The sequence below is a fragment of the Cedecea davisae genome (genome assembly GCF_044095835.1).
GTDB lineage: Bacteria > Pseudomonadota > Gammaproteobacteria > Enterobacterales > Enterobacteriaceae > Cedecea > Cedecea davisae.
The window spans coordinates 1,972,192-1,993,647 of sequence record NZ_CP172054.1; the positions used below are offsets into that span (position 1 = coordinate 1,972,192).

Annotated in this window: 20 protein-coding genes; 17 read left to right on the forward strand and 3 right to left on the reverse strand. The window is 56.8% G+C overall.

Annotated features, from left to right (window positions below):
* Nucleotides 1-43 precede the first annotated feature (43 nt).
* Nucleotides 44-1,717: a urocanate hydratase gene (hutU, locus tag ACG1VR_RS09780; protein ID WP_227317155.1), complete on the reverse strand. Its 1,674-nt coding sequence runs from the start codon at nt 1,715-1,717 to the stop codon at nt 44-46.
* Between the two features lie 495 nt (nt 1,718-2,212).
* On the opposite strand from hutU, the gene ACG1VR_RS09785 reads away from it, so the two are divergent.
* Genes ACG1VR_RS09785 through ACG1VR_RS09820 form a run of 8 tightly spaced genes read left to right on the forward strand, consistent with a single transcriptional unit; the run spans nt 2,213 to nt 9,985 of the window.
* Nucleotides 2,213-3,310 (forward strand): ABC transporter ATP-binding protein, encoded by a 1,098-nt coding sequence (locus ACG1VR_RS09785; RefSeq protein ID WP_016536839.1) that lies wholly within the window; start codon nt 2,213-2,215, stop codon nt 3,308-3,310.
* A complete protein-coding gene (locus tag ACG1VR_RS09790; RefSeq protein WP_016536838.1) occupies nt 3,307-3,951 on the forward strand; it encodes an ABC transporter permease in 645 nt (214 codons plus the stop codon). Before ACG1VR_RS09785 ends, ACG1VR_RS09790 begins: the two co-directional genes overlap by 4 nt.
* 3 nt (nt 3,952-3,954) lie before the next feature.
* Nucleotides 3,955-4,635, forward strand: a complete 681-nt coding sequence (locus ACG1VR_RS09795; protein WP_016536837.1) for an ABC transporter permease — start codon at nt 3,955-3,957, stop codon at nt 4,633-4,635.
* Nucleotides 4,636-4,668: 33 nt separating this feature from the next.
* Nucleotides 4,669-5,553, forward strand: coding sequence for an ABC transporter substrate-binding protein (locus ACG1VR_RS09800; protein ID WP_395490804.1), 885 nt, complete (start codon nt 4,669-4,671; stop codon nt 5,551-5,553).
* Nucleotides 5,554-5,563: 10 nt separating this feature from the next.
* Complete coding sequence (gene hutH, locus ACG1VR_RS09805) at nt 5,564-7,123, forward strand: histidine ammonia-lyase (RefSeq protein WP_395490805.1); 1,560 nt, start codon at nt 5,564-5,566, stop codon at nt 7,121-7,123.
* The gene (locus ACG1VR_RS09810; protein ID WP_395490806.1) at nt 7,116-8,312 is read left to right on the forward strand and encodes a CaiB/BaiF CoA transferase family protein; all 1,197 of its coding nucleotides are present in this window, start codon (nt 7,116-7,118) and stop codon (nt 8,310-8,312) included. The genes hutH and ACG1VR_RS09810 overlap by 8 nt, the downstream gene beginning before the upstream one ends.
* A 16-nt stretch (nt 8,313-8,328) precedes the next feature.
* Nucleotides 8,329-9,225, forward strand: a complete 897-nt coding sequence (locus tag ACG1VR_RS09815) for a 3-hydroxyacyl-CoA dehydrogenase family protein (protein ID WP_395490807.1) — start codon at nt 8,329-8,331, stop codon at nt 9,223-9,225.
* Nucleotides 9,218-9,985: an enoyl-CoA hydratase-related protein gene (locus ACG1VR_RS09820; RefSeq protein ID WP_395490808.1), complete on the forward strand. Its 768-nt coding sequence runs from the start codon at nt 9,218-9,220 to the stop codon at nt 9,983-9,985. The genes ACG1VR_RS09815 and ACG1VR_RS09820 overlap by 8 nt, the downstream gene beginning before the upstream one ends.
* A 31-nt stretch (nt 9,986-10,016) precedes the next feature.
* On the opposite strand, the gene ACG1VR_RS09825 is transcribed toward ACG1VR_RS09820, so the two are convergent.
* Together ACG1VR_RS09825 and hutC are read right to left on the reverse strand one after the other, a co-directional pair.
* Entirely contained in the window at nt 10,017-10,571 is a 555-nt protein-coding gene (locus ACG1VR_RS09825) for a HutD family protein (protein WP_395490809.1), read from the reverse strand.
* Complete coding sequence (gene hutC, locus ACG1VR_RS09830) at nt 10,568-11,329, reverse strand: histidine utilization repressor (protein ID WP_016536830.1); 762 nt, start codon at nt 11,327-11,329, stop codon at nt 10,568-10,570. Before hutC ends, ACG1VR_RS09825 begins: the two co-directional genes overlap by 4 nt.
* A 107-nt stretch (nt 11,330-11,436) precedes the next feature.
* Here hutC and ACG1VR_RS09835 point away from each other — a divergent pair, with 107 nt between their 5' ends.
* The 9 genes from ACG1VR_RS09835 to hcp all read left to right on the forward strand — a co-directional run bounded on the left by ACG1VR_RS09835 (nt 11,437) and on the right by hcp (nt 21,440).
* The gene (locus tag ACG1VR_RS09835; protein WP_395490810.1) at nt 11,437-12,804 is read left to right on the forward strand and encodes a formimidoylglutamate deiminase; all 1,368 of its coding nucleotides are present in this window, start codon (nt 11,437-11,439) and stop codon (nt 12,802-12,804) included.
* A 92-nt stretch (nt 12,805-12,896) separates the two neighbouring features.
* Nucleotides 12,897-13,604, forward strand: a complete 708-nt coding sequence (locus ACG1VR_RS09840) for an SDR family oxidoreductase (RefSeq protein ID WP_395490811.1) — start codon at nt 12,897-12,899, stop codon at nt 13,602-13,604.
* A 100-nt stretch (nt 13,605-13,704) separates the two neighbouring features.
* Nucleotides 13,705-14,583, forward strand: a complete 879-nt coding sequence (locus ACG1VR_RS09845) for a cycle-inhibiting factor (RefSeq protein WP_395490812.1) — start codon at nt 13,705-13,707, stop codon at nt 14,581-14,583.
* 537 nt (nt 14,584-15,120) lie between these two features.
* On the forward strand, nt 15,121-15,618 hold the full coding sequence (gene tssB, locus ACG1VR_RS09850; protein WP_016536825.1) for a type VI secretion system contractile sheath small subunit: 498 nt from the start codon (nt 15,121-15,123) through the stop codon (nt 15,616-15,618).
* A gap of 33 nt (nt 15,619-15,651) precedes the next feature.
* On the forward strand, nt 15,652-17,199 hold the full coding sequence (gene tssC / locus ACG1VR_RS09855) for a type VI secretion system contractile sheath large subunit (RefSeq protein ID WP_395490813.1): 1,548 nt from the start codon (nt 15,652-15,654) through the stop codon (nt 17,197-17,199).
* A gap of 11 nt (nt 17,200-17,210) precedes the next feature.
* Nucleotides 17,211-18,551 (forward strand): type VI secretion system baseplate subunit TssK, encoded by a 1,341-nt coding sequence (gene tssK / locus ACG1VR_RS09860; protein WP_039898311.1) that lies wholly within the window; start codon nt 17,211-17,213, stop codon nt 18,549-18,551.
* Nucleotides 18,548-19,237: a type VI secretion system protein TssL, short form gene (gene tssL, locus ACG1VR_RS09865; RefSeq protein WP_172569760.1), complete on the forward strand. Its 690-nt coding sequence runs from the start codon at nt 18,548-18,550 to the stop codon at nt 19,235-19,237. Before tssK ends, tssL begins: the two co-directional genes overlap by 4 nt.
* Nucleotides 19,234-20,943 (forward strand): OmpA family protein, encoded by a 1,710-nt coding sequence (locus tag ACG1VR_RS09870; RefSeq protein ID WP_395490814.1) that lies wholly within the window; start codon nt 19,234-19,236, stop codon nt 20,941-20,943. Before tssL ends, ACG1VR_RS09870 begins: the two co-directional genes overlap by 4 nt.
* 5 nt (nt 20,944-20,948) lie before the next feature.
* Nucleotides 20,949-21,440 (forward strand): type VI secretion system effector Hcp, encoded by a 492-nt coding sequence (hcp, locus tag ACG1VR_RS09875; RefSeq protein ID WP_016536820.1) that lies wholly within the window; start codon nt 20,949-20,951, stop codon nt 21,438-21,440.
* The last annotated feature ends 16 nt before the right edge of the window (nt 21,441-21,456 follow it).

Here is a 21,456-nt window from a genome sequence, read left to right on the forward strand (position 1 = left end):
TCTCTTGAGGATGTGGCGCGACATCTGCCGCGCCACGGGGACATTACTTAAGCATAGGCAGATTCAGGCCATGCTCTTTTGCGCACTCGATAGCAATTTCATAGCCAGCGTCCGCGTGGCGCATTACGCCGGTCGCAGGATCGTTATTCAGCACGCGGGCAATACGTTCGGCTGCTTCATCCGTGCCGTCACAAACGATGACCATCCCGGAGTGCTGGGAGAAGCCCATGCCTACGCCGCCGCCGTGGTGCAGAGAAACCCAGGTTGCGCCGCTGGCGGTATTCAGCAGGGCGTTCAGCAGCGGCCAGTCGGAAACCGCATCGGAGCCGTCCTGCATGGCTTCGGTTTCGCGGTTCGGGCTGGCAACGGAGCCGGAGTCAAGGTGGTCGCGGCCGATAACAATCGGAGCAGAAAGCTCGCCGCTTCTGACCATTTCGTTAAACGCCAGACCCAGGCGTGCGCGCTGGCCCAGGCCTACCCAGCAGATGCGGGCCGGTAAACCCTGGAAGCTGATGCGCTCTCTCGCCATATCCAGCCAGCGGTGCAGGTGCTTGTCGTCCGCTATCAGCTCTTTCACTTTAGCGTCCGTGCGGTAGATATCCTCCGGGTCCCCGGACAGCGCGGCCCAGCGGAACGGACCGATGCCGCGGCAGAACAGCGGGCGAATATAGGCCGGCACAAAGCCGGGGAAGTCAAAGGCGTTGCTGACGCCCATCTCTTTTGCCATCTGGCGGATATTATTCCCGTAATCGAAGGTCGGAATGCCCTGCTGCTGGAAGGCAAGCATCGCTTTGACGTGCTCCGCCATAGAGGCTTTAGCCGCCTGAATCACTGCCGCAGGTTCAGCGGCAGCTCGCTCGCGGTACTCTTCCCAGCTCCAGCCTACCGGCAGATAACCGTTGAGCGGATCGTGGGCGCTGGTCTGGTCGGTGACGATATCCGGGCGTACGCCGCGCTTGACCAGCTCGGGTAAAACTTCTGCCGCATTGCCGTGCAGGGCGATAGAAACCGCTTTGCCTTCGGCCGTGTAGCGTTTGAGGAGGGCCAGCGCATGGTCGAGATCTTTGGCCTGCTCGTCCACGTAGCCGGTACGCAGGCGGAAGTCGATGCGCGACTGCTGGCACTCAATATTCAAGGAGCAGGCTCCGGCCAGAGTTGCGGCCAGCGGCTGAGCGCCGCCCATGCCGCCGAGGCCCGCCGTCAGTACCCAACGCCCGGTCAGGCTGCCGCCAAAATGCTGGCGACCAGCTTCAACGAAGGTTTCGTAAGTGCCCTGCACAATTCCCTGGCTGCCGATGTAAATCCAGGAGCCTGCCGTCATCTGCCCGTACATCGCCAGCCCTTTGGCGTCCAGCTCGTTAAAGTGCTCCCAGTTTGCCCAATGGGGAACCAGGTTGGAGTTGGCAATCAGCACGCGCGGCGCGTTGGTATGGGTTTTAAATACCCCGACCGGCTTGCCCGACTGCACCAGCAGGGTTTCGTCATCATTAAGCTCTTTAAGGGCTTCAACCATTTTATCGAAGCATTCCCAGTTTCTCGCCGCCCGGCCAATACCGCCGTACACCACCAGTTCTTTTGGATTTTCGGCGACGTCGGGATCGAGGTTATTCATCAACATGCGCAGCGGGGCTTCGGTCAGCCAGCTCTTTGCGTTCAGCTTTGTGCCACGCGGCGCCCTGATTTCAACATCGCGGTAACGAGAAAACTCACTCTTCATGGGGTTCACCTTGTTTAGGAATAGCGGGAGAAATGCTCACGAAAAATAACATGTCATTTTTTCGTCTGCTTGTATATACATGATTAGCATATTTCGTGCCGGGTGCAATATTGAAATTATTTATCAATAAAAACATGCGGTTATTTCTTGTAGTAGCTGTGTGTACATCATATATGCTTTCGTTAAGCCCCCTTTACGCACCAATTTGGCGCGCTTTACAAAGAGATTGATCCTTTTTAGGGCAAAAATAGCAGTTCAGATAGCTGGTAAATCACTCTTCATACCCCGTTTAATCCTGATAAAAATCACGTATTGATCACAATTAAAATTACATAAAATAATTATATGTATGTTTTAAAACAATATTATTTGTTTTTGTTGATGTTGCCATTTTGTTATGGCACAGGCTTTGCAGATTGTACATACAATGCTATACATAGCTTTTTTACGCAGCCGTTCATTTATTCGGCAGCCAGATGACCATGAGGCGTAGCGATGATTACTTTCAACAATGTGACCAAGTTTTACGACGACGGAACGGTAGTGGTGGATGGCCTGAACCTGGTCGCTCCCGGGGGCAAAATCACCGTGCTGGTTGGCCCTTCCGGCTGCGGCAAAACGACGTCATTACGCATGATCAATCGGCTGATTGAGCCTTCATCGGGTGAAATCCTGCTTAACGGCGAGTCCACTTCAGGAATGGATGTGGTGCAGCTGCGGCGGCGTATCGGCTATGTCATCCAGAACGCGGGACTGTTTCCGCATAAAAACATCATCGACAACATTGCCACCACGGCAATCCTCAATGGTGCGAGCAAAAACAAGGCCAGGACCAGAGCGGCCGAGCTGCTGGAAGTGGTGGGCCTTGCGCCGCAGTTGGCAAAGCGTTACCCGTGGCAGCTTTCGGGCGGGCAGCAGCAGCGCGTTGGCGTTGCCAGAGCCCTGGCCGCCGACCCGGAATTTATGCTGATGGATGAACCTTTCAGCGCCGTAGACCCGGTCGTGCGTGAGCAGCTCCAGGAAGAGTTTCTGCGTATTCAAAAAGAGGTGAGTAAAACCATCATTATGGTCACCCACGATATCGATGAAGCGATGAAGTTGGGTGACCTGGTGGCGGTGCTGAAACCCGGCGGCAAACTCGGGCAGCTGGCTTCGCCGGGGGAGCTGCTTAATGCCCCGCAGAGCGATTTTGTGGCGGACTTTATCGGCCGCGACCGCGGCTACCGCAAGCTGAGCTTCTACAACTCCGGGCCGCTGGCCTCAATGCTGATGGAACCCACCGCCGAACTGGGAACGCCAATTGAGATGGCGCGTAATATTGCCGACCAGCGCTGGCTGCTGGTCACCCGCGAGGGGAAAGCCTGCGGCTGGTTCGACACCCATCAGCAGGTTGAGGCCGTTGTGCCGGAACACGTTAACCTCGGGGCGACCTTCTACCCGCAAAGCGGCACGTTGCGCCAGATGCTGGACTCCGCGCTTAGCTCCCCCTGCCACCGGGCGGTAGTGATTGGCGAGCGCAGCGAAGTGCTGGGCACCCTGGCGCTCGACCATGTGCTGGACGCCTGCAAGAGCATGGCCCGGGAGGCGGTATGAGGTTTGACTGGCTGTGGTCGCAAAGCGACAAGATCTTCAATCTGCTGCTGTGGCATCTCTATCTGTCGGTAACGCCGATTCTGATTGGCCTGCTGCTGGCTATTCCCGTGGGCTGGCTGGTCAACAGCATGCCGCGAGTGAAGGGCGTGGTGCTCAACCTGTTTGGGCTGCTGTACACCATTCCGTCCCTGGCGCTGTTTGTGCTGCTCCCTCCGCTGCTGAATACGCAAATCCTCGACCCGATAAATGTGGTGGTGGCGCTGACCATTTATAGCTTTGCGCTGCTGGTGAGAACGGTGTGCGACGGGCTGGACTCGGTGCCAACCGACACCCGGCAGTCGGCGTTTGCCCTGGGATACAAGCCGATTCATCAGTTCTTCCAGGTTGACCTTCCTCTGGCGGTGCCGGTCATCGGTTCCGGGCTGCGCGTGGCGGTGGTGTCTAACGTCAGCATTGTTTCCGTTGCCGCACTCATCGGCGCGCCGCAGCTGGGTTCGCTGTTTACTCAGGGTTTCCAGCTGCAATTTCTTACGCCAATCATCGCCGGCATCGTGCTGTGTATCGTGCTGGCGTTTGTCCTGGACTGCCTGGTGGTCGCCGGCACCCGCTCATTAAGCCGCTGGCAGCCGGTAAGGGGATAACGTATGTCTGACTGGTTCTTCACGCTCAGCCACTGGTATGGCGACGACGGCATCTTTCCTCTGCTGGCGCAGCACATCGGCTACAGCGCCGCCGCGCTGGCGATTGCTATCGCTATTGCTTTCCCGGTTGGCTGCTATACCGGCCACACCGGGAAGGGGGAAGCCTTGCTGATCGGCTCCACTAACGCGCTGCGCTCGCTGCCATCCTTTGGCCTGATAATCCTGCTGGTCATCGTGATGGCGGGCTATTTCGAGTCGGATATGGCGTTTATCCTGCCGTGCATCATCGTGCTGGTGGTGCTGGCGCTGCCGCCGATTGCGCTCGGCGTTCACGCCGGAATTCGCTCCGTAGACCCCAGCGTTCATGATGCGGCAAAGGGCATCGGCCTGACGCCTTTCCAGATACTGACTCAGGTTGAGCTGCCGTGCGCCACGCCGCTGATCCTTTCCGGCATTCGAAGCGCCACGCTGCAAATTATTTCTACCGCCACTATCGCGGCCTATGTCTCTCTGGGCGGTCTTGGCCGCCTGATTATCGACGGCAGGGCGGCGAACGATTTTGCCCAAATGACAGCCGGTGCGTTGCTGGTTGCCCTGCTGGCGCTGTTTGTTGACGTGTTCTTTTCAGTAGCGGTGAAATTCGTTGTGTCGCGCGGCATTTCCCGACGTATCAAAACCCAGTGATCTCCAGCCCGTTAATTACACAAGGTGAATGCGATGAATATGAAGAAACGTTGTTTGACGCTGTTAAGTGCCGCGATGCTGTCCGTTGTCTCCTCCGCCTGGGCGGCAGACTCTGCTCAGAAAGTGATTATCGGCTCGGCTGACTTCCCTGAAAACCAACTGCTGGCGACCATCTACGCCGGAGCGCTGGAGGCGCAAAACATTCCGGTGGAGAAAAAACTCAACATCGGCAGCCGCGAAGTTTATATCCCGGCGCTGCTGGACGGCTCCATCAACGTGATCCCGGAGTACAGCGGCGCGCTGCTTAGTTACCTGGATGCTAATAACAAAGCCCATAGCTCAGAAGAAGTGGCGAGCGCGCTGGCGGCCAAACTGCCTGCTAACGTGAAGATGCTTAACACCTCGGTGGCGCAAAACAGCGACGTTATCGCGGTAACCAAAAAAACGGCGGATAAATACAAGCTCAAAACCATTGAAGACCTGAAGCCTTATGCCAGCGAGCTGGTACTGGGCGGCCCCGCGGAGTGGAAGACTCGCCATGAAGGCGTGCCGGGGCTGAAAGAAGTCTATGGTCTGAATTTCAAAAACTTCAAAGTGCTGGACGTGGCGGGGCCGTTGACGCTGACCGCGCTGAAAAACAATCAGATTCAGGCCGCGGACTTAACGTCCACCACGCCGGAAATCCAGAAAGATCATCTGGTGGCGCTGGGTGACCCTAAAAACCTGTTTGCCGCTCAGAATATTGTGCCGATCGTAGCCAGCGGCACGCTCAATCCGACGATTGAAAACACCCTGAACAAAGTCTCCGCCCAGCTGACCACCGCCGATTTAATCGCCATGAACGGGCAGCTTGCCGAGTTTGTGAATATTGATGACGTGGCTCATCAGTGGCTGGTTAAACACGGCCTGAGCAAGTAAGGACAGCAAGATGACAACACAAACTGGCTCCTCCGGGCAGCAGCATAATGCCGTAACCCTGGGCATCACACCGACCACCATCGAACAGCTGGTGCGCATTGCCGACGGCGCGCAGGTTGCACTCGCGCCTGACGCGCTGGCGAACATGGAGAATGTGAGCGGCTATATTCGCCGGGCAATTGATGAAGGGAAGGTTATTTATGGGCTGACCACCGGGGTGGGCGACCTGGTCACGGAAAGGCTTTCTGCGGACCAAATTGCCAGCGTGCAGCTCAATATGCTGCGCAGCCACGCCTGCGGGATGGGGCCAGATTTGCCGGTGCGCGAGGTGCGCGCCATGATGGCGGTGATGCTTAAGTCGCTGTTGCAGGGGTACAGCGGGGTTAGCCCTGAGCTGGTGCAGCGTATGGCCGAAATGCTTAACCGCAGGGTGACGCCCTGGTCACCGGCCAGCGGCTCTGTGGGTTACCTGATTGCTACCGCGCATATTGGCCTCTCGCTGTTTGGCGAAGGAAAATGTTGGTATCAGGGCGAGCTGCTGCCCTCTGCCGAAGCGCTGGGAAAAGCGGGGATTGCGCCACGTATTCCCGGCCCGCGTGAAGGGCATGCGCTTATCAGCGGCACCTATGAAATAACCGGTCTTGCCTGCCTGGCGATACATGATTTTGAACGCCTGCTGCCGGTGGCCGATATGGCCGGAGGCATGTGCCTGGAGGCGCTGAAGGGCAATACTCGCGGTTACGACGCGCGGCTGCACGCTCTGCGCCCCCATGACGGGCAGCGGCAAACGGCCGCTATTTTGCGCCGCCTGCTGGACGGCAGTGAAATTTTTGCTCGTTACCGCGACCACCGCGTGCAGGACGCTCTCAGCCTGCGCTGTATTCCGCAAATTCACGGTGCGGTGCGCGACCAGCTGGCTCATTGCCGCCGTATTGTTGAAATCGAACTGAACTCGGTCACCGATAACCCGGTGTTTTTAATTGAGCACGACGAGCTGGTTATTCTGCCGGGCGGCAACGGGCACGGCGCACCGCTGGCTCTGGCGCTGGACTCGCTGGCGGTTGCTATCGCGCAGGTCAGTACCGCTTCGCAGGCTCGTTCCGACCGCATTACCAACGTGCATCTCAGCGGGCTGCCCGCCTTCCTTGTCGGCAGGAGCGGTGCCAACTCGGGCATGATGATCCCGCCTTATGTTGCCGCCGCGCTTGCCGGGGATAACCGTAGCCTGGCCGCGCCCGCCAGCGTGCATACCGTTACCACATGCGCCGGGCAGGAAGACCACATCAGCATGGGCGTTTCCTCCGCGCGTAAGGCTTTACTGGGCGTTTCGAATGCGGTCGATATTGTCGCCATTGAACTGCTGTGCGCCTGCCAGGCGCTGGAGTTTCATCGGCCGCTGCGGGCTTCCGTCGGCAGCGAGCTGACGCTGGGTATGGTTCGTGAGCGCGTCCCGTTCCGCGAAACGGACACCGCGCTTTATCCCGACATGCACGCCGTCCGCGACCTGATTGCGGCCGGTGAACTCAGCCGCAGGCTGTGCTCCCTGATTGAGGAGAACGAAAATGAGTGAAGCTTTGCAGCCGCTGAAGGGCATTCGGGTGCTTGATTTGTCCCGCGTGCTGGCCGGGCCGTGGTGCGCCTCGCTGCTTAATGACCTCGGTGCCGAGGTTATTAAGATTGAAATGCCGGGCAGCGGCGACGACTCGCGCAGCTTTACCCCGCATATCGCCGGGGAGAGCAGCTATTTTATGCAGCTCAACCACGGCAAAAAAAGCGTCACGCTGGATTTAAAAACGCCGGAAGGGCTGGAAATTCTTAAACAGCTGGTGGCACAAGCCGACGTGCTGGTGGAGAACTTTCGCCCCGGCGTGACTAAGCGTCTCGGCATTGATTACCAGACCCTTCAGGATATTAACCCGCGGCTGGTTTACGCCAGTATTTCCGGCTTTGGCCAGCAGGGGGCGATGGCGCATAAGGCCGCCTACGACCACATTGTGCAGGCTTACGGCGGCATTATGCAGGTGACCGGCTGGGCGCAAGGCGAGCCGACCCGAGTGGGCGACGCCATCGGGGATGTGGTCGCCGGGCTATACGGCAGCTGGGCGGTACTTGCCGCGTTGTTGCAGCGTGGAATTAGCGGTAAAGGCCAGCATCTGGATGTCTCAATGCTCGACACCATGGTGACGCTGCAAATGGTTTCCCTGACCCAGTGGATTGGCGGCCAGCCTTCCGCCGGGCGGCTGGGCAACGCGCACCCCATCAGCGCCCCGATGGACAGCTACCCGGCTCAGGACGGACATATCGTGATTGCCGTGGCTAACGACAAGCTGTTCCGCCAGCTGTGTACGGCGATGGAAAGGCCGGAGCTGGCAGCCGATCCGCTCTACCTTACCGATCCGCTGCGGCTGGCTAACCAGCAGCCATTGCGTAAAGAAATTGAACGCTGGCTGGCAGATAAAACCGTTAGCGACGCTCAGGCCCTGCTGGATAACGCGGGGGTTCCTGCCTCTGCGGTTCTGCGTCTTGAGGAGATCCTTACCAGCGATTATGCACGCGAGCGCGAACTGGTTAAGCGGGTTCAACACCCAACCGCGGGTGATATCGCTATCGTGCCGCAGCCGGTAAAAATGAGCGCGGTAACGGTCGAGCCGTCCCTGGTTCCGCCGTCTCTTGGGGAGCACACCGACAGCGTGCTGAGTGAAATTTTGGCTATCGACCAGGCCACTCTTACTCAGCTAAGAGCGCAGGGCGTGATTTAAGCGGCGGAGAAAGCAAATGGCTCAAATGAAAAAGGTGGCGGTTGTGGGTGCCGGAACGATGGGTGCCAGGATTGCCGTAGTAATGGCCCGCGCCGGGTTTAGCGTAAGCCTGTGGTCACGCTCGGAGCAGACGCTGGATAAAGCTCGTTCGATTGTGGAATCGCTCGGCGCGCAGAACGGCGTTGAGTTTACCACCGGGCTTGAAATCTGCCTCGCCGGGGCCGACCTGGTCTCTGAAAACGTGGCGGAAGACGTGGCGCTCAAAAAAAGCGTGCTGAAAACCGTCGAACAGCTGGTCGGCCCTGAGTGCCTGATAACGACCAACACCTCCAGCGTTTCTATCACGCTGTTGGCTTCGGGCCTTAGCCAGCCGCAGCGGCTTATCGGTATGCACTGGTTTAACCCGGCGGATACCATGCCGATGATTGAAATTGTTCGCGGCGAGAAAACCGCCGATGAGGTCTGCGAGCGGATACGTGATATCTGCCGCCAGTTGGGTAAAGAGACGATTACCGTTAACCAGGATATTCCCGGCTTTATCATCAATCGGCTGCAATACGCGATGCTGCGGGAGGCGCTGTATCTGGTGGATGCGGGGATCGGCTCGGTCGAGGACGTTGACCGTGCGGTACAGCGCACGCTGGCTCCGCGCTGGGCGGCGATGGGGCCGATGAAGCTGATGGATTTTGCCGGTCTGGACACGGTTGAGAAGGTTGCGGGGATTCTGCTTCCGGCGCTGGACAATAGCGACAGCCTGCCCGCGTGGCTGAAGCAAAAGGTTGCGGATAATCAGCTTGGGGTCAAAAGCGGGGAGGGCTTTTACGCCTGGACGCCGGAAACGGCCGCCGCCGCAATGCGCAAGCGTGATGAAACTGTGAAGGGACTCACCGGCGGGAGCGCGGCAGATGAGTGACATTTTATGCCGCCTCGAAGGCGCGGTTGCCGTCGTCACGCTTAATCGCCCGCAGAAATACAACGCGCTTACTGCTGAGATGCTGGACGAGCTGGTAAGTACTTTAAAGCAGCTGGATGGGCAGCCGGAAGTCCGGGCAATTGTGCTGCTTGGCTCTCCGAAGGCTTTTAGCGCCGGAGCGGACACCGGCACCCTGGCCTCTGCTTCCGCCACTGAGTTATGGCGCAGCGGCTTTAGTGAAAAATGGGACCGGGTTGGGGAAATTGAAAAACCGCTGATTGCCGCCGTTTCCGGATATGCGCTGGGAGGCGGGCTGGAGCTGGCGCTGCTGTGCGATATCATCATCGCCGACGAGACGGCGCAGTTCGGGCTGCCGGAAAGCCATATCGGCATTATCCCCGGCGCGGGCGGCACGCAAAGGCTGGTGCGGGCGGTGGGCAAGTCGCTGGCGATGGAGATGCTGCTCGGCGGCAGAAGGATCAACGCCGGGGAGGCTATTCAGGCCGGGCTGGTGAGCCGCATTGTTGCCGCCGATGAACTTGAACAGCAGGCGCTGGCGCTGGCCGGGCAGGTTGCAAAAGCAGCTCCGCTGGCTGCGGTAATGATTAAAAAAGCGGTGGCCGCCAGCTACGAAATGCCGCTTAGCGCGGGCGTAGCTTATGAAAGGGTGCTTTCGGCGTTAATTGCCGACAGCGAGGACCGCACGGCGGGGCTTGAAGCGTTTAAAAACAAACAGCGGCCCGAGTTCAAAGGCCGCTGAAGATTGCGCCCGGCAGCCTGGCTGCCGGTATTTACTGCCCGATGACTACGCGGGCGAACCGGGCATTCTGGCCTGATGCGACCGCCACGCTTGCCGGAGCGCCAATCAGCAGGCTGTCATAATGCCCCAGAGCATAATGCTGGCCGTTCACCTCAAGCTCCAGAGTTTCTCCGGCATTGAACAGCAACTGGGTATTTTGTTGCTCCGTCCATTCTCCGTCTCGCAGCCAGCTTACGGCAGCCGTAGTTGTTTCTGCTTTATAGATAACGTTGAAGTCCAGCAGCGGGCCGCCGTGAATTTTGCAGGAAACCTCGCTCTCGCCGTTAAAGTCGGTGGCCTGAAACGGCGCAATTAACCCGCTTTCTTCGCCGTCGATAGTCAGGAACATGCCTTCGCCTTCCAGCACGCTGATATTGCGCAGATAGCCGCTGAAGCGAGAGAAGGGGCCATCGTCGCGAATAGTGGCGACCGAAATACGCCAGTCATAGGCTTCCACAGCCGGATGGCGAGAGATCTCGCGCGTTACGCCCAGGCCGTTTTTCCACGGCATCTCCGGGCAGTCGGCATAGGGCAGCAGGCGAATCATTTGTGCATGCTCCCTTCAAGGCGGTAGCGCGAGCCGGGATATACGAGGCGCACGCTGGTGACGATTTTTTTATTTTGCCGCCCGGTCCAGGTGCGGCGGTTAACCTGGAGGCACGGTGTCTGCTCGTCTATCTCCAGATAAACGCACTCTTCGCGCGTAACGTTTACCGCCTCGATGATGTGCTCACCTTCGACAATAGGCGCGATAGAAGAAAGATAGGCGTTTGGCGTAATGCGGGTGAAATCCTGCTGGAAATAGTCGGGCACGATGAGCGAGTTAACCAGCCTGTCTTCCAGCATCACCGGCACGCCGTTTTCGTAGTGGCAAATCAGCGAGTGGAACAGGCGGCTGCCTTTTGGCAGGTTGAACGCCAGCGCCTGCTGCGCGTCGGCATAGACCTGAGTCAGCTCCAGAACGCGTGCGTGGTGGCGGTGGCCGCGGCTGGCAATCTCGTCGGCAATATTATTGATTTCCAGCAGCGCAGACTGCCCGCGGACTTCGGCTACAAAAGTGCCGATGCCCTGCATGCGCACCAGAAGGCCTTCGGAGGTCAGCTCGCGCAGGGCGCGGTTGATGGTCATCCTGCTGTAACCGAACTGATTTACCAGCTCGCTTTCGGACGGCACGCGGTAATTTACCGGCCAAAGTCCGCTATGAATATTGGTCTTAATGATGCTTTTGACCCGCTCATAATAGGGGGCCGGCTGTTCCAGACTTTCCGTCTCTGCCGCTGCTTTAAAAACGTCGCTTTGTGCCATTCATCATTCCTCGCCCGGGTATGCTTTAAAGTTTACTCTACCGTTATTTGGATGTATATATACATGCATGTATATACAATTGATTAACATCGAACCGGGGTGCTGATATGGCGGTATATTTCGCGGCGAAGGCGCTTCTGCCGCAGGGCTGGGCAGAGAATGTCAAACTAAGCGTTTCAGGGCAGGGCACTATTACCGCCGTTGAAGTTAACGCCAAAGCGGATGACGAAAGCATCCGGCTGGAAGGCTTTGTGGTTCCCGGTATGCCTAACCTCCACTCCCACGCTTTTCAGCGTGCAATGGCGGGGTTGACGGAAGTGGTCGGCGACCCGGCGGACAGCTTCTGGACCTGGCGAGAATTGATGTATCGGCTGGTGGGTAAAATCACCCCGGAACAGCTGGAAACCATCGCCAGCTATTTGTATATCGAAATGCTCAAAGCCGGGTATACCTCGGTGGCCGAGTTTCATTACCTGCACCACGACAGCGGCGGCAAAGCTTACGCCCAGCCTGCCGAACTGGCGCTGCGTATTTCTCAGGCCGCAAAGACTAGCGGAATTGGCCTGACCCTGCTGCCGGTGCTTTATACCCATTCCGGCTTCGGCGGGCAGCCTGCCTCTGCCGGGCAAAGCCGCTTTATCAACCAGACTGACGGTTACCTGAAGCTGTACGACAGCATTGTCTCTAAGCTTGCCGCCGAGCCCATGCAGCGCGCCGGGCTGTGCTTCCATTCGCTGCGCGCCGTTACGCCCGAGCAAATGCGGGCCGTACTGGAAAGCCAGCCTCATCCTCAGCCTGTTCACATCCATATTTCCGAGCAGCAAAAAGAGGTGGACGACTGCCTGGCCTGGTCCGGTCTGCGCCCGGTGGAGTGGCTTTATGAGAATATGCCTGTCGATGAAAACTGGTGCCTGATACACGCTACGCACATTACCGGGAGCGAAACTAAGCTCATCGCTGACTCCGGTGCGGTGGCCGGGCTTTGCCTGACGACCGAAGCAAACCTGGGTGACGGCATTTTCCCGGGGCAGGCTTATCTGCACCAGGGCGGGAACTGGGGCATCGGCTCCGACAGCCACATTAGCGTCAGCGTCAGCGAAGACTTGCGCTGGTTCGAATACGGGCAGCGGCTGAATAACCGCCGCCGCAACCTGCTCCACCTGGCAAAGGAGCCTTATGTTGGCAATGTGTTGTACCAAGGGGCATTACGAGGCGGGAAAATGGCGCTGGGCCAGAATATTGGCGAGCTGGCCGTGGGCGGGCGCGCTGATCTGCTGGTGCTGGACGGTGGTGACCCGTTCCTTGCTACCGCGCAGGATAGCGAGCTGCTTAATCGCTGGATTTTTGCCTGCGCGGCTAACCCGATTAAGGATGTGATGACCGGCGGAAGCTGGGTTATCCGCGATGGGCGTCATGCAAAAGATGAAGAGATAAAAGCTGACTTTACCCGGGTTCTGAAACAGCTGACCCGTTAGTCTGCGGGTAAAAATGCTTATCCGTTATTGAGATATCCCGCCTCCCGGTTTCAGGTTCTAATGCTGCCTTGCGACTCAACAAGGCAGCAAACATGGCAGACTCTCTTTACGCTATCGTCGGCGGCAGCTCGGGCATTGGGCTGGCGCTGGCGCATAAACTCACCGCCCGCGGTAACAAAGTGCTGCTTGGCGGCCGCTCTGAAGGCAAGTTGAACGCCGCGATAGAGCAGCTTGGCCCGCTGGCGGAAGGGAAAACGGTTGATATCACCGACCGGGATTCTCTGAAAGCTTTCTTTTCCGGGAGCGCAACGCTGACCGGCCTGTTTACCCCCGCCGCTTCCTACTCCACCGGTAACTTCCGCGACGGCGATATCGCTACTTCTGAAGCTCTATTCCAGGCAAAATTTTGGGCTCAATACTGGGCGGTCTATGAAGCTTTGCCCTATTTGCAGGAGTCTGCTGCGGTGGTGCTTATGTCCGGTGCGGCGTCCGCTCGCCCGATTGGCGCACCCGCCTATGCGGCCTGTAATGCGGCGTTAGAGGGGCTGGCTCGCGGGCTGGCGGTTGAACTTAATCCTATCCGGGTAAACTGCCTGTCTCCCGGCACCACCGACAGCGAACTCTGGCGTAACCGTGATGCGGCGCAGCGCGAGTCCGCTTATCAATACTGGAACAGCCTGGCGCTGGTTGGCCGCCCGGCCAGCGTGCAGGAGCAGGCCGCCTCGGCATTGTTTTTACTCGATAACGGCAACATGACGGGCAGCACGCTGTACTGCGACGGCGGTTACACCCTACGTTAGATGCCCACGCTTCGGCGTGGCTTTTTAGTTTCTCCCGCCGGGAACCTGCCCCGGCAAGACTCCACTCAGCCTGACAAGTACAACGAGTGGAATCCACCTTATGAGAAACTTCATTAACACTTTTCGCCCATCGCAACCTGACCCACGCCTGCAAACCCAGAGCGGCCAGCATAGCCGTGTTGCCCGTACCAACGCTCCGGCATCCGCTTCGCGGAGCGCCAATAACCCCTCAACCCTGCATTTGCAGGACTTTGCAAAGCTGAGCGCTACCAGCCTCAGGGCCAACGTATTGCTAAATAGCGACGACGGCGATACGCCGATTCATCGCAAAAGCCCTTCAGCGTTGCTGAAAGCCATTGATGACAATATTGAACAGACCGCCCGCGACTGGGGATGCTCCAAACCGGAGGTTGAGGCGATGCTGGGCAGCAGTAAGCGCTTTAACGCGCCGGTCTGTGGGGTGACCGCCAACAACGTGATGAAACTGTTTCTTGATGACGATCGGCACAGCTACAGTTTTGAAAAAGGGCATTCTATTTCGCTTTCTCAACTGCAACACCAGCTGGCGAAGCTGCCGGCCGATAAGCATTTTATTCTGCGGGTAAACGACGGCGGGATGGGACACGCCTACGTTATCGATCTCCCGGCCAGCGCAAAACCTCATCGTGACGCTTTTCTTTATCAGTCCGATCTCGGTGACGGCGCTACCAGGCCGCTTCGTCTGGAGGACTGGATGAGCCGCAAAGCCGCCCATCCAATCGCTCTTAACGATATCAATAAGCATTTCAATAACATGGCGAGCGGCAAGGTGGATCCCGAGCATATCGCAAAGCTGTTTGATATTGACGGCAACGTGAAGATGCTGCGCCCGGAACGCCTCAACGTGCATAAGAACAACAGTTTCAACTTTCAGCTGGCCGAATATTCTCCTAAAAATCTTGAAAAGAATATGACATTAATTAAAGCCCGCTGCGCCTGATTTTTAATCACCTCTGAAAAAATCCACGTTTTGGCGTGGATTTTTTTATGGCGGAAGTGGCGGGTTAAATTTATTTGTGGAAACGTTGAGGTTATTTTTATTGGAGTTTTTAATCCTGTTATTTCCTGAAGCTATATAAAAACGCTTATCCATTGCACATTTTTGTTCGGATGTTTCATGGTTTTTATTCTTTCGGCGGTAATTATCCTGGAAATATTAAGATAATTCCTAACTCTGATGTCTGAAAGGATATATCTTTGATTTAGATCAAGTAAAAGTGAAGTTAAGCTTTGTTCTCCGGTATTGTGATTTTTTATAGCTTAGTCTGCTGCTATTTATTTTCATTATGGTGATAAGTGCCATGAAAAGCGTCTCATCTGGTGATCATTTGCTCACTTGTTGGTGGAAAATTCTTAATAAAGTGAAATGCCAGATCTTAGATCTTTGTATTTGATCATTGGCAGAGCAATGTTCTATCATCGGCGCGTAAAGAAATGTAGTCAGACGGCTACCACATGGCGATGAAAAGAGGGAACTATGAGCGACAGCTTCCAGAGAGAGATACCCAAGGCGCGTATTAATTTAAAACTTGATTTACATACCGGCGGCGCACAGAAAAAAACTGAACTGCCGCTGAAATTACTGGTTACCGGTGATTTCAGTAACGGAAGAGAAACGGCTCCGTTATCCGAACGCAGCAAGATGAACATTAATAAAAATAACTTTAACAGCGTTCTGGCAGATTATTCTCCTGCGCTGAACCTGACGGTTGAAAATACGTTGGCAGGTGACGGTAGCGAAGAAAATGTAAATCTGAACTTCCGTGACATGAATGATTTCACACCCGAGCAAGTTGCCCGCCAGATCCCGCAATTAAAAGCCATGCTTGCCATGCGCAATCTCCTTCGTGATTTAAAAGCCAACCTGTTGGACAACCAGGCTTTCCGTAAAGAGCTGGAAAAAATCCTGCTCGACTCTTCCCTGAGCGCAGAACTGCGCAGCGAGCTTTCTGCCCTGGCGCCAAAACAGGCATAGCGGCGGCGATGTTTAACGGATTAACGAGAGAAAATGCTGATGTCTGTAAAAAATGAAAATGCAACCTCCGGCGAAAGCGTGGTTCTGGAACGCCCGGAAGCGGGCGGCGTTTATGCTTCCCTGTTTGAAAAAATTAACCTTAGCCCCGTTTCCGAGCTGAGCGAGCTGGATATCTGGCAGGACAGCCAGGCGATGTCTGACGCTACCGCCGACGAGCGCCTTACCGCCGGGATGCAGGTATTCCTGGAGTGCCTGAGCAAAGCGGGTACCAAAGTGGATAAGCTTGATAAGACGCTGATTGACCATCATATCGCCGAGCTCGACCAGCAAATTGGTCGCCAGCTGGACGCGGTGATGCATCATGACGATTTCCAGGCCGTTGAGTCCCTGTGGCGCGGCGTGAAGTCGCTGGTGGATAAAACCGACTTCCGCCAGAACGTGAAAATTGAGCTGCTCGATCTGTCTAAAGACGCGCTGCGCCAGGACTTTGAAGACAGCCCGGAAATTATCCAGAGCGGTCTCTACCTGCAAACCTACGTGGCAGAATACGACACCCCGGGCGGGGAGCCGATTGGCGCGCTGATCTCAGCCTATGAGTTCGACGCCTCCGCCCAGGACGTGGCGCTGCTGCGTAATATTTCTAAAGTTTCTGCCGCTGCCCATATGCCGTTTATCGGCTCCGCCGGGCCGCAGTTCTTCCTTAAAGACAATATGGAAGACGTCGCGGCCATTAAAGACATCGGCAACTATTTCGACCGTGCGGAATACATTAAATGGAAGTCCTTCCGCGACACCGATGACAGCCGTTACATCGGCCTGGTGATGCCGCGCGTGCTGGGCCGCCTGCCGTATGGCCCGGATACCGTTCCGGTGCGCAGCTTTAACTATGTGGAAGAGGTCAAAGGCCCGGATCACGATAAATACCTGTGGACCAACGCCTCGTTTGCCTTTGCTGCCAATATGGTGCGCAGCTTTATCAATAACGGCTGGTGCGTGCAAATTCGTGGCCCACAGGCCGGCGGTGCGGTGCAGGACTTGCCGATTCACCTCTACGATCTCGGCACCGGCAACCAGGTGAAAATTCCGTCTGAAGTGATGATCCCGGAAACCCGCGAATTCGAGTTTGCTAACCTGGGCTTTATCCCGCTGTCGTACTACAAAAACCGCGACTATGCGTGCTTCTTCTCCGCTAACTCCACGCAGAAACCGGCGCTGTACGACACGGCGGATGCTACGGCTAACAGCCGGATCAACGCGCGCCTGCCGTACATCTTCCTGCTCTCACGCATTGCGCATTACCTGAAGCTTATCCAGCGTGAAAATATCGGCACCACCAAAGACCGCCGCCTGCTTGAGCTGGAGCTGAACACCTGGGTTCGCAGCCTGGTGACCGAAATGACCGACCCGGGCGACGACCTGCAGGCTTCCCACCCGCTGCGCGATGCCAAAGTAACCGTAGAAGATATCGAAGATAACCCGGGCTTCTTCCGCGTGAAACTCTACGCCGTGCCGCACTTCCAGGTGGAAGGGATGGACGTCAACCTGTCGCTGGTTTCTCAAATGCCGAAAGCGAAAGCGTAAGGCGGCTACTTGTGAAGACAGAACAGCCGCTATGGGGGAGAGGGATCATGGTCTCGCCCCAGCATTTTCAACAACAGGCCGCCCACACGGCCTGGTTCACCGAATGCATTGCGCAGATGGGCCTCAATCACCCCTGGGGGGTGATTGATGTTTCATTTGAACCGGATGCGTTGAAGCTGGGGCGCCTGCATGCCCGCAGGCTGCATCTGCGTTTTCAGGACGGAACGCTGGTTGATACCGACAATGCCGACGCGCTCCCTGAGGCGTTGCAGCTTAACGCTGAACAGCAGGACGTTCTGGTTGTGCTGGCGCTCCCTTTGTTGCGCGCCAACGGCGGCAACTGCCTGAGAACCGATGAGGTTGCCGAACGCCCAATCCGTTATCGCCAGCGCTGGCGTGATGTTCGCAATCAATTTGGCGAAGATACGCGGCAAATTGCCGTTCTCCAGCCTGAGCTGACGCTGCGCTACGCTCATCAAAATAACAGTGATTACCTGACCTGCCCCGTTGCCCGTTTGAGGCAGAACTCGCAGGGAAGCTGGGAGCTGGATAGCCATTTCCTGCCCCCTGTGCTGATGGTACAAAGCAGCCACTGGTTGATGATGCAGCTAGAACAGCTGATGACTCAGTTACGCGCGCGCCTTAAGCGGCTGATGGCTATGCGTAGAGAAAGCAATGAGCGCATGGCCGATTTTGCCGTCGCTGATGTGTCTCTTTTTTGGCTGCTGAATGCGCTTAACAGCGCCGAGCCGGTACTGGGGCAGTTCCAGCGTGCCCCTCAAAGTTCCAGTGAGCGTTTATTCACTGAACTTGCCCGGCTGGCGGGGAGCTTGCTGACTTTTTCACTGGAGCATCAGGTCAGCGCCATTCCTGTCTACCAGCATGAACAGCTGAATGCGACATTTCCTCCGCTCTTCGATTTGCTCGGTACTCTGCTGGAAGCGAGCCTGCCTTCGCGCGTGGTTTCTATTGAACTCACTCACGATAAACGTCTTCGCCAGTGGTTGGCTCGCCTTCAGGAGCCGCGCCTGCGTGAAGGGGCTGATTACTATGTCTCGGTTCGTTCTTCTTTGCCGGTGGCGCAACTGCAAGAGCAGTTCCCGCGTCAATGTAAAGTTGGGAGCCCGGACGAGGTGACAAGCCTGGTCAATTCCTCCCGACAGGGCATTTTGCTCAAACCTATGCAGCACGTGCCTGCGGCCATTCCGCTGCGCCTGGAAAATCAGTATTTCTCGCTGGATCTCTCTCATCCGTCGGCACAGGCAATGCTTGAGGAGGGCAACTGTATGTTCTACACCCCCGGTACGCTTGGCGAGGTTGGCCTTGAACTCTTTGCGGTACTCAGATCATGAAAGAGAACAAACGAGCGACAACCGCCGATGGCGATATCGATATGCTGCTACAGGATACCTGGCTACAGGTCATCAGCCTGCGGAAAGGGGCGGTATTTCAGGATGGCGAAGGGCGAGTGCTTTGGGATCGCTGCGTGGCAAATGTTGAGCACATTCAGCAGTCGCTAAAAGAACAAGGCGTGGATGAAGTCAGCCGCAAGGATATTCTGCTGGCGCAATGTGCTTTGTTGGATGAGGCAGTCAAAACCCGTGGGACCCAGGATGATGCCTGCGTTCAGTGGTATGACATTCCTTTGCAGGGCCACTTTCTGGGCACCATTGAATCCGGAGACACGCTGTCTACCCGAATGCGCGAAGTTCTGCGTGAGCCGCAGCCAAACGACAGGGTGTTGACCTGTTTTCATCGCGTGATGATGTTGGGCCTGGTGGGCGATTTTAGCTCTCTGAACGACCCGGAACGCAGCAAGCTGGTGAAAGCCCTGGAAGCTAAAGTGACGCCATTTTCATTACCGCAAAGCCACCCGGTTATGGTGGAAAGCCCGTTGAGTTTAGGGCGAAGCGGCTGGCTCACTTCATGGCCCGCGGTGATTTTCCTGAGCGTGCTGGTGCTCGCTGGAGTGTGGTGGGGCCTGGATAGCTGGCTGGACAGGACTCTGGCCGCATTGCTACCGGGAATAGTGGAATGAGCCAAAATCAACTCCGTTTCCTGGCTTTGTGGGCCGCGCTGCTGGCTGGCTGCGTTTGCGTTGGATACCTGACGGTCTCCGTGCTGGCAAAAGTTTTAATTTTGCTTGCTGCCTGGGCCTGCGTGGCGCTGGTCTGGTTCGCGCTAAGCCGCAAAACGAAGCCCGCCCAAACGGAGCAACTGGACAACCTGCCGGACGCTACCTACAGGCAGCCCGTCGTTCTGGTCTGCGGTGATTTACCGCACGACTGGCCGGAAGGGGGCAGCGTCCTGACGGTGACTCAGGGGTGTTGGGTTCGGGTCGAAGAGGCTCAGGCCCTGGCAGAGACTGCACGGCAGGTTCTCTACCGGCGGCCCGGCTGGGGTGGCCAGCTTTCGATAATGGTTAACGTTTGCCCGCAGAGGCATAACGATACGGAGGCTCTTACCAGCCAACTGCTGGCGGTGCGCTGGCAGATAGCCAAACTCCGCCGCGACACGGGGCATGCGTTTCCGCTGGTGCTTAGCTGCTACGCCGGAACCCCCCTTGTTAAGGATGTTCTCTGGCAGGCAGTGGTGCCGGGCGAAGGAGCTAGCGTATGGAGAGCGTCTTCATTACCGGGTGCTTCCGCTGCTTTGATAACGACTGGCAACGTGATGGAGATTTCATCTCAGGTGCTGATAAACAGCCTGGTAGCCTGGTGTCATCGTTATGTCGAAAGCATCTTTACGGATAAAAACCTGGACGCTGACGTGCTCCCGCCTGCGGCAAAATTATGGGGGTTATTCCCCGTGCTTGCCCGCGGCCTGAGCGTTTCGTCATGGTCCGATTGGTTAACAATGCAGACGGCCATGCCAAACGTGGCGGGCTGGCATCCCGTGGAGTCCGGGGCGGCAGATGCAGCAATTTTGCCAGATTTTATCCTGCCCCTGCTGCCCGTACGCAGAAGCATTACGCCCGGAGAGAGGGCTTTTTGCTGGGCCGGGGCGATCTTCACCCTGGCCGCCATTGCGGCGCTTTGCGGTAGTGCCTGGAATAATCGGCAATTGCTGCTGCGGGTGGGCTTCGACATTCAGCACTACAGCCAGATCCCCATGAATGATTATGACCCGAAGGCCTTGGCGGTCGGTCGGTTGCGCGAGCATGCGTCTCGGCTTGATAACTATGCGCGCAACGGGCTTCCCGTCCATTTGGGGTTAGGGCTGTACAGGGGCGAACAGCTGCGCCTGCCGTTGATTAACGCTCTACGCGGCTACGTTCCGCCGCCTCCGCCACCTAAGGCGCCGAAGCCAAAACCGGCTCCGGCAATCATCCGGCTGGACAGTATGTCGCTTTTCGACTCGGGTAAAGCATTGCTCAAACCCGGCTCCACGAAGCTGCTGGTTAACTCGCTGGTGGGCATTAAAGCCAAGCCCGGCTGGCTGATTGTGGTCAGCGGCCACACCGACAATACCGGTAATGCAAAGCTGAACCAGACGCTTTCCCTGAAGCGTGCCGAAGCGGTACGTGACTGGATGCGTGACACCGGAGACGTACCGGAAAGCTGTTTTGCGGTTCAGGGCTATGGCGCAGGCCGCCCTGCCGCAAGCAACGACACGCCGGAAGGCCGCGCGCTTAACCGCCGTGTCGAAATCAGTCTGGTTCCGCAGGCGGATGCCTGCCGGTTACCGGGCGAAACCCTCGCGCTATCGCAGGATGATGGCGTATTAAAAAACGAAATGGAGTAAATCTCATGGCAATTCCTGTTTATCTTTGGCTGAAGGACGACGGTGGTGCGGACATTAAGGGGTCCGTTGATGTGCAGGACCGCGAGGGCAGCATCGAGGTAGTCGCTCAGGAGCATAAGCTGTATATCCCAACCGACAACAATACCGGCAAGCTGACCGGCACCCGTATCCACACGCCTTTCCTGTTCACCAAGGAAATCGACTCTTCCAGCCCGTATCTCTACAAAGCGGTAACCACCGGCCAGACCCTCAAGTCTGCTGAATTCAAGTGGTACAAAATTAACGATGCTGGCCAGGAAGTGGAGTATTTCAACACCAAACTGGAAAACGTGAAGGTGGTGAAAGTGAATCCTGAAATGTACGACGTGAAAGACCCGTCGAAAGAGAAACACAACCACCTCGAGCGCATTGAACTGCGTTACGAAAAAATCACCTGGACCTACAAAGACGGCAACATCATTCATTCCGACTCCTGGAACGAACGCGCTACCGCGTAAGCCGATGCGGACGGGG

What these genes read in the sequence shown, in the direction of transcription:
- hutU (WP_227317155.1), bottom strand. Translation starts at nt 1,717, where the DNA reads ATGAAGAGTGAGTTTTCTCGTTACCGCGATGTTGAAATCAGGGCGCCG.
- ACG1VR_RS09785 (WP_016536839.1), top strand. Translation starts at nt 2,213, where the DNA reads ATGATTACTTTCAACAATGTGACCAAGTTTTACGACGACGGAACGGTA.
- ACG1VR_RS09790 (WP_016536838.1), top strand. Translation starts at nt 3,307, where the DNA reads ATGAGGTTTGACTGGCTGTGGTCGCAAAGCGACAAGATCTTCAATCTG.
- ACG1VR_RS09795 (WP_016536837.1), top strand. Translation starts at nt 3,955, where the DNA reads ATGTCTGACTGGTTCTTCACGCTCAGCCACTGGTATGGCGACGACGGC.
- ACG1VR_RS09800 (WP_395490804.1), top strand. Translation starts at nt 4,669, where the DNA reads ATGAATATGAAGAAACGTTGTTTGACGCTGTTAAGTGCCGCGATGCTG.
- hutH (WP_395490805.1), top strand. Translation starts at nt 5,564, where the DNA reads ATGACAACACAAACTGGCTCCTCCGGGCAGCAGCATAATGCCGTAACC.
- ACG1VR_RS09810 (WP_395490806.1), top strand. Translation starts at nt 7,116, where the DNA reads ATGAGTGAAGCTTTGCAGCCGCTGAAGGGCATTCGGGTGCTTGATTTG.
- ACG1VR_RS09815 (WP_395490807.1), top strand. Translation starts at nt 8,329, where the DNA reads ATGGCTCAAATGAAAAAGGTGGCGGTTGTGGGTGCCGGAACGATGGGT.
- ACG1VR_RS09820 (WP_395490808.1), top strand. Translation starts at nt 9,218, where the DNA reads ATGAGTGACATTTTATGCCGCCTCGAAGGCGCGGTTGCCGTCGTCACG.
- ACG1VR_RS09825 (WP_395490809.1), bottom strand. Translation starts at nt 10,571, where the DNA reads ATGATTCGCCTGCTGCCCTATGCCGACTGCCCGGAGATGCCGTGGAAA.
- hutC (WP_016536830.1), bottom strand. Translation starts at nt 11,329, where the DNA reads ATGGCACAAAGCGACGTTTTTAAAGCAGCGGCAGAGACGGAAAGTCTG.
- ACG1VR_RS09835 (WP_395490810.1), top strand. Translation starts at nt 11,437, where the DNA reads ATGGCGGTATATTTCGCGGCGAAGGCGCTTCTGCCGCAGGGCTGGGCA.
- ACG1VR_RS09840 (WP_395490811.1), top strand. Translation starts at nt 12,897, where the DNA reads ATGGCAGACTCTCTTTACGCTATCGTCGGCGGCAGCTCGGGCATTGGG.
- ACG1VR_RS09845 (WP_395490812.1), top strand. Translation starts at nt 13,705, where the DNA reads ATGAGAAACTTCATTAACACTTTTCGCCCATCGCAACCTGACCCACGC.
- tssB (WP_016536825.1), top strand. Translation starts at nt 15,121, where the DNA reads ATGAGCGACAGCTTCCAGAGAGAGATACCCAAGGCGCGTATTAATTTA.
- tssC (WP_395490813.1), top strand. Translation starts at nt 15,652, where the DNA reads ATGCTGATGTCTGTAAAAAATGAAAATGCAACCTCCGGCGAAAGCGTG.
- tssL (WP_172569760.1), top strand. Translation starts at nt 18,548, where the DNA reads ATGAAAGAGAACAAACGAGCGACAACCGCCGATGGCGATATCGATATG.
- ACG1VR_RS09870 (WP_395490814.1), top strand. Translation starts at nt 19,234, where the DNA reads ATGAGCCAAAATCAACTCCGTTTCCTGGCTTTGTGGGCCGCGCTGCTG.
- hcp (WP_016536820.1), top strand. Translation starts at nt 20,949, where the DNA reads ATGGCAATTCCTGTTTATCTTTGGCTGAAGGACGACGGTGGTGCGGAC.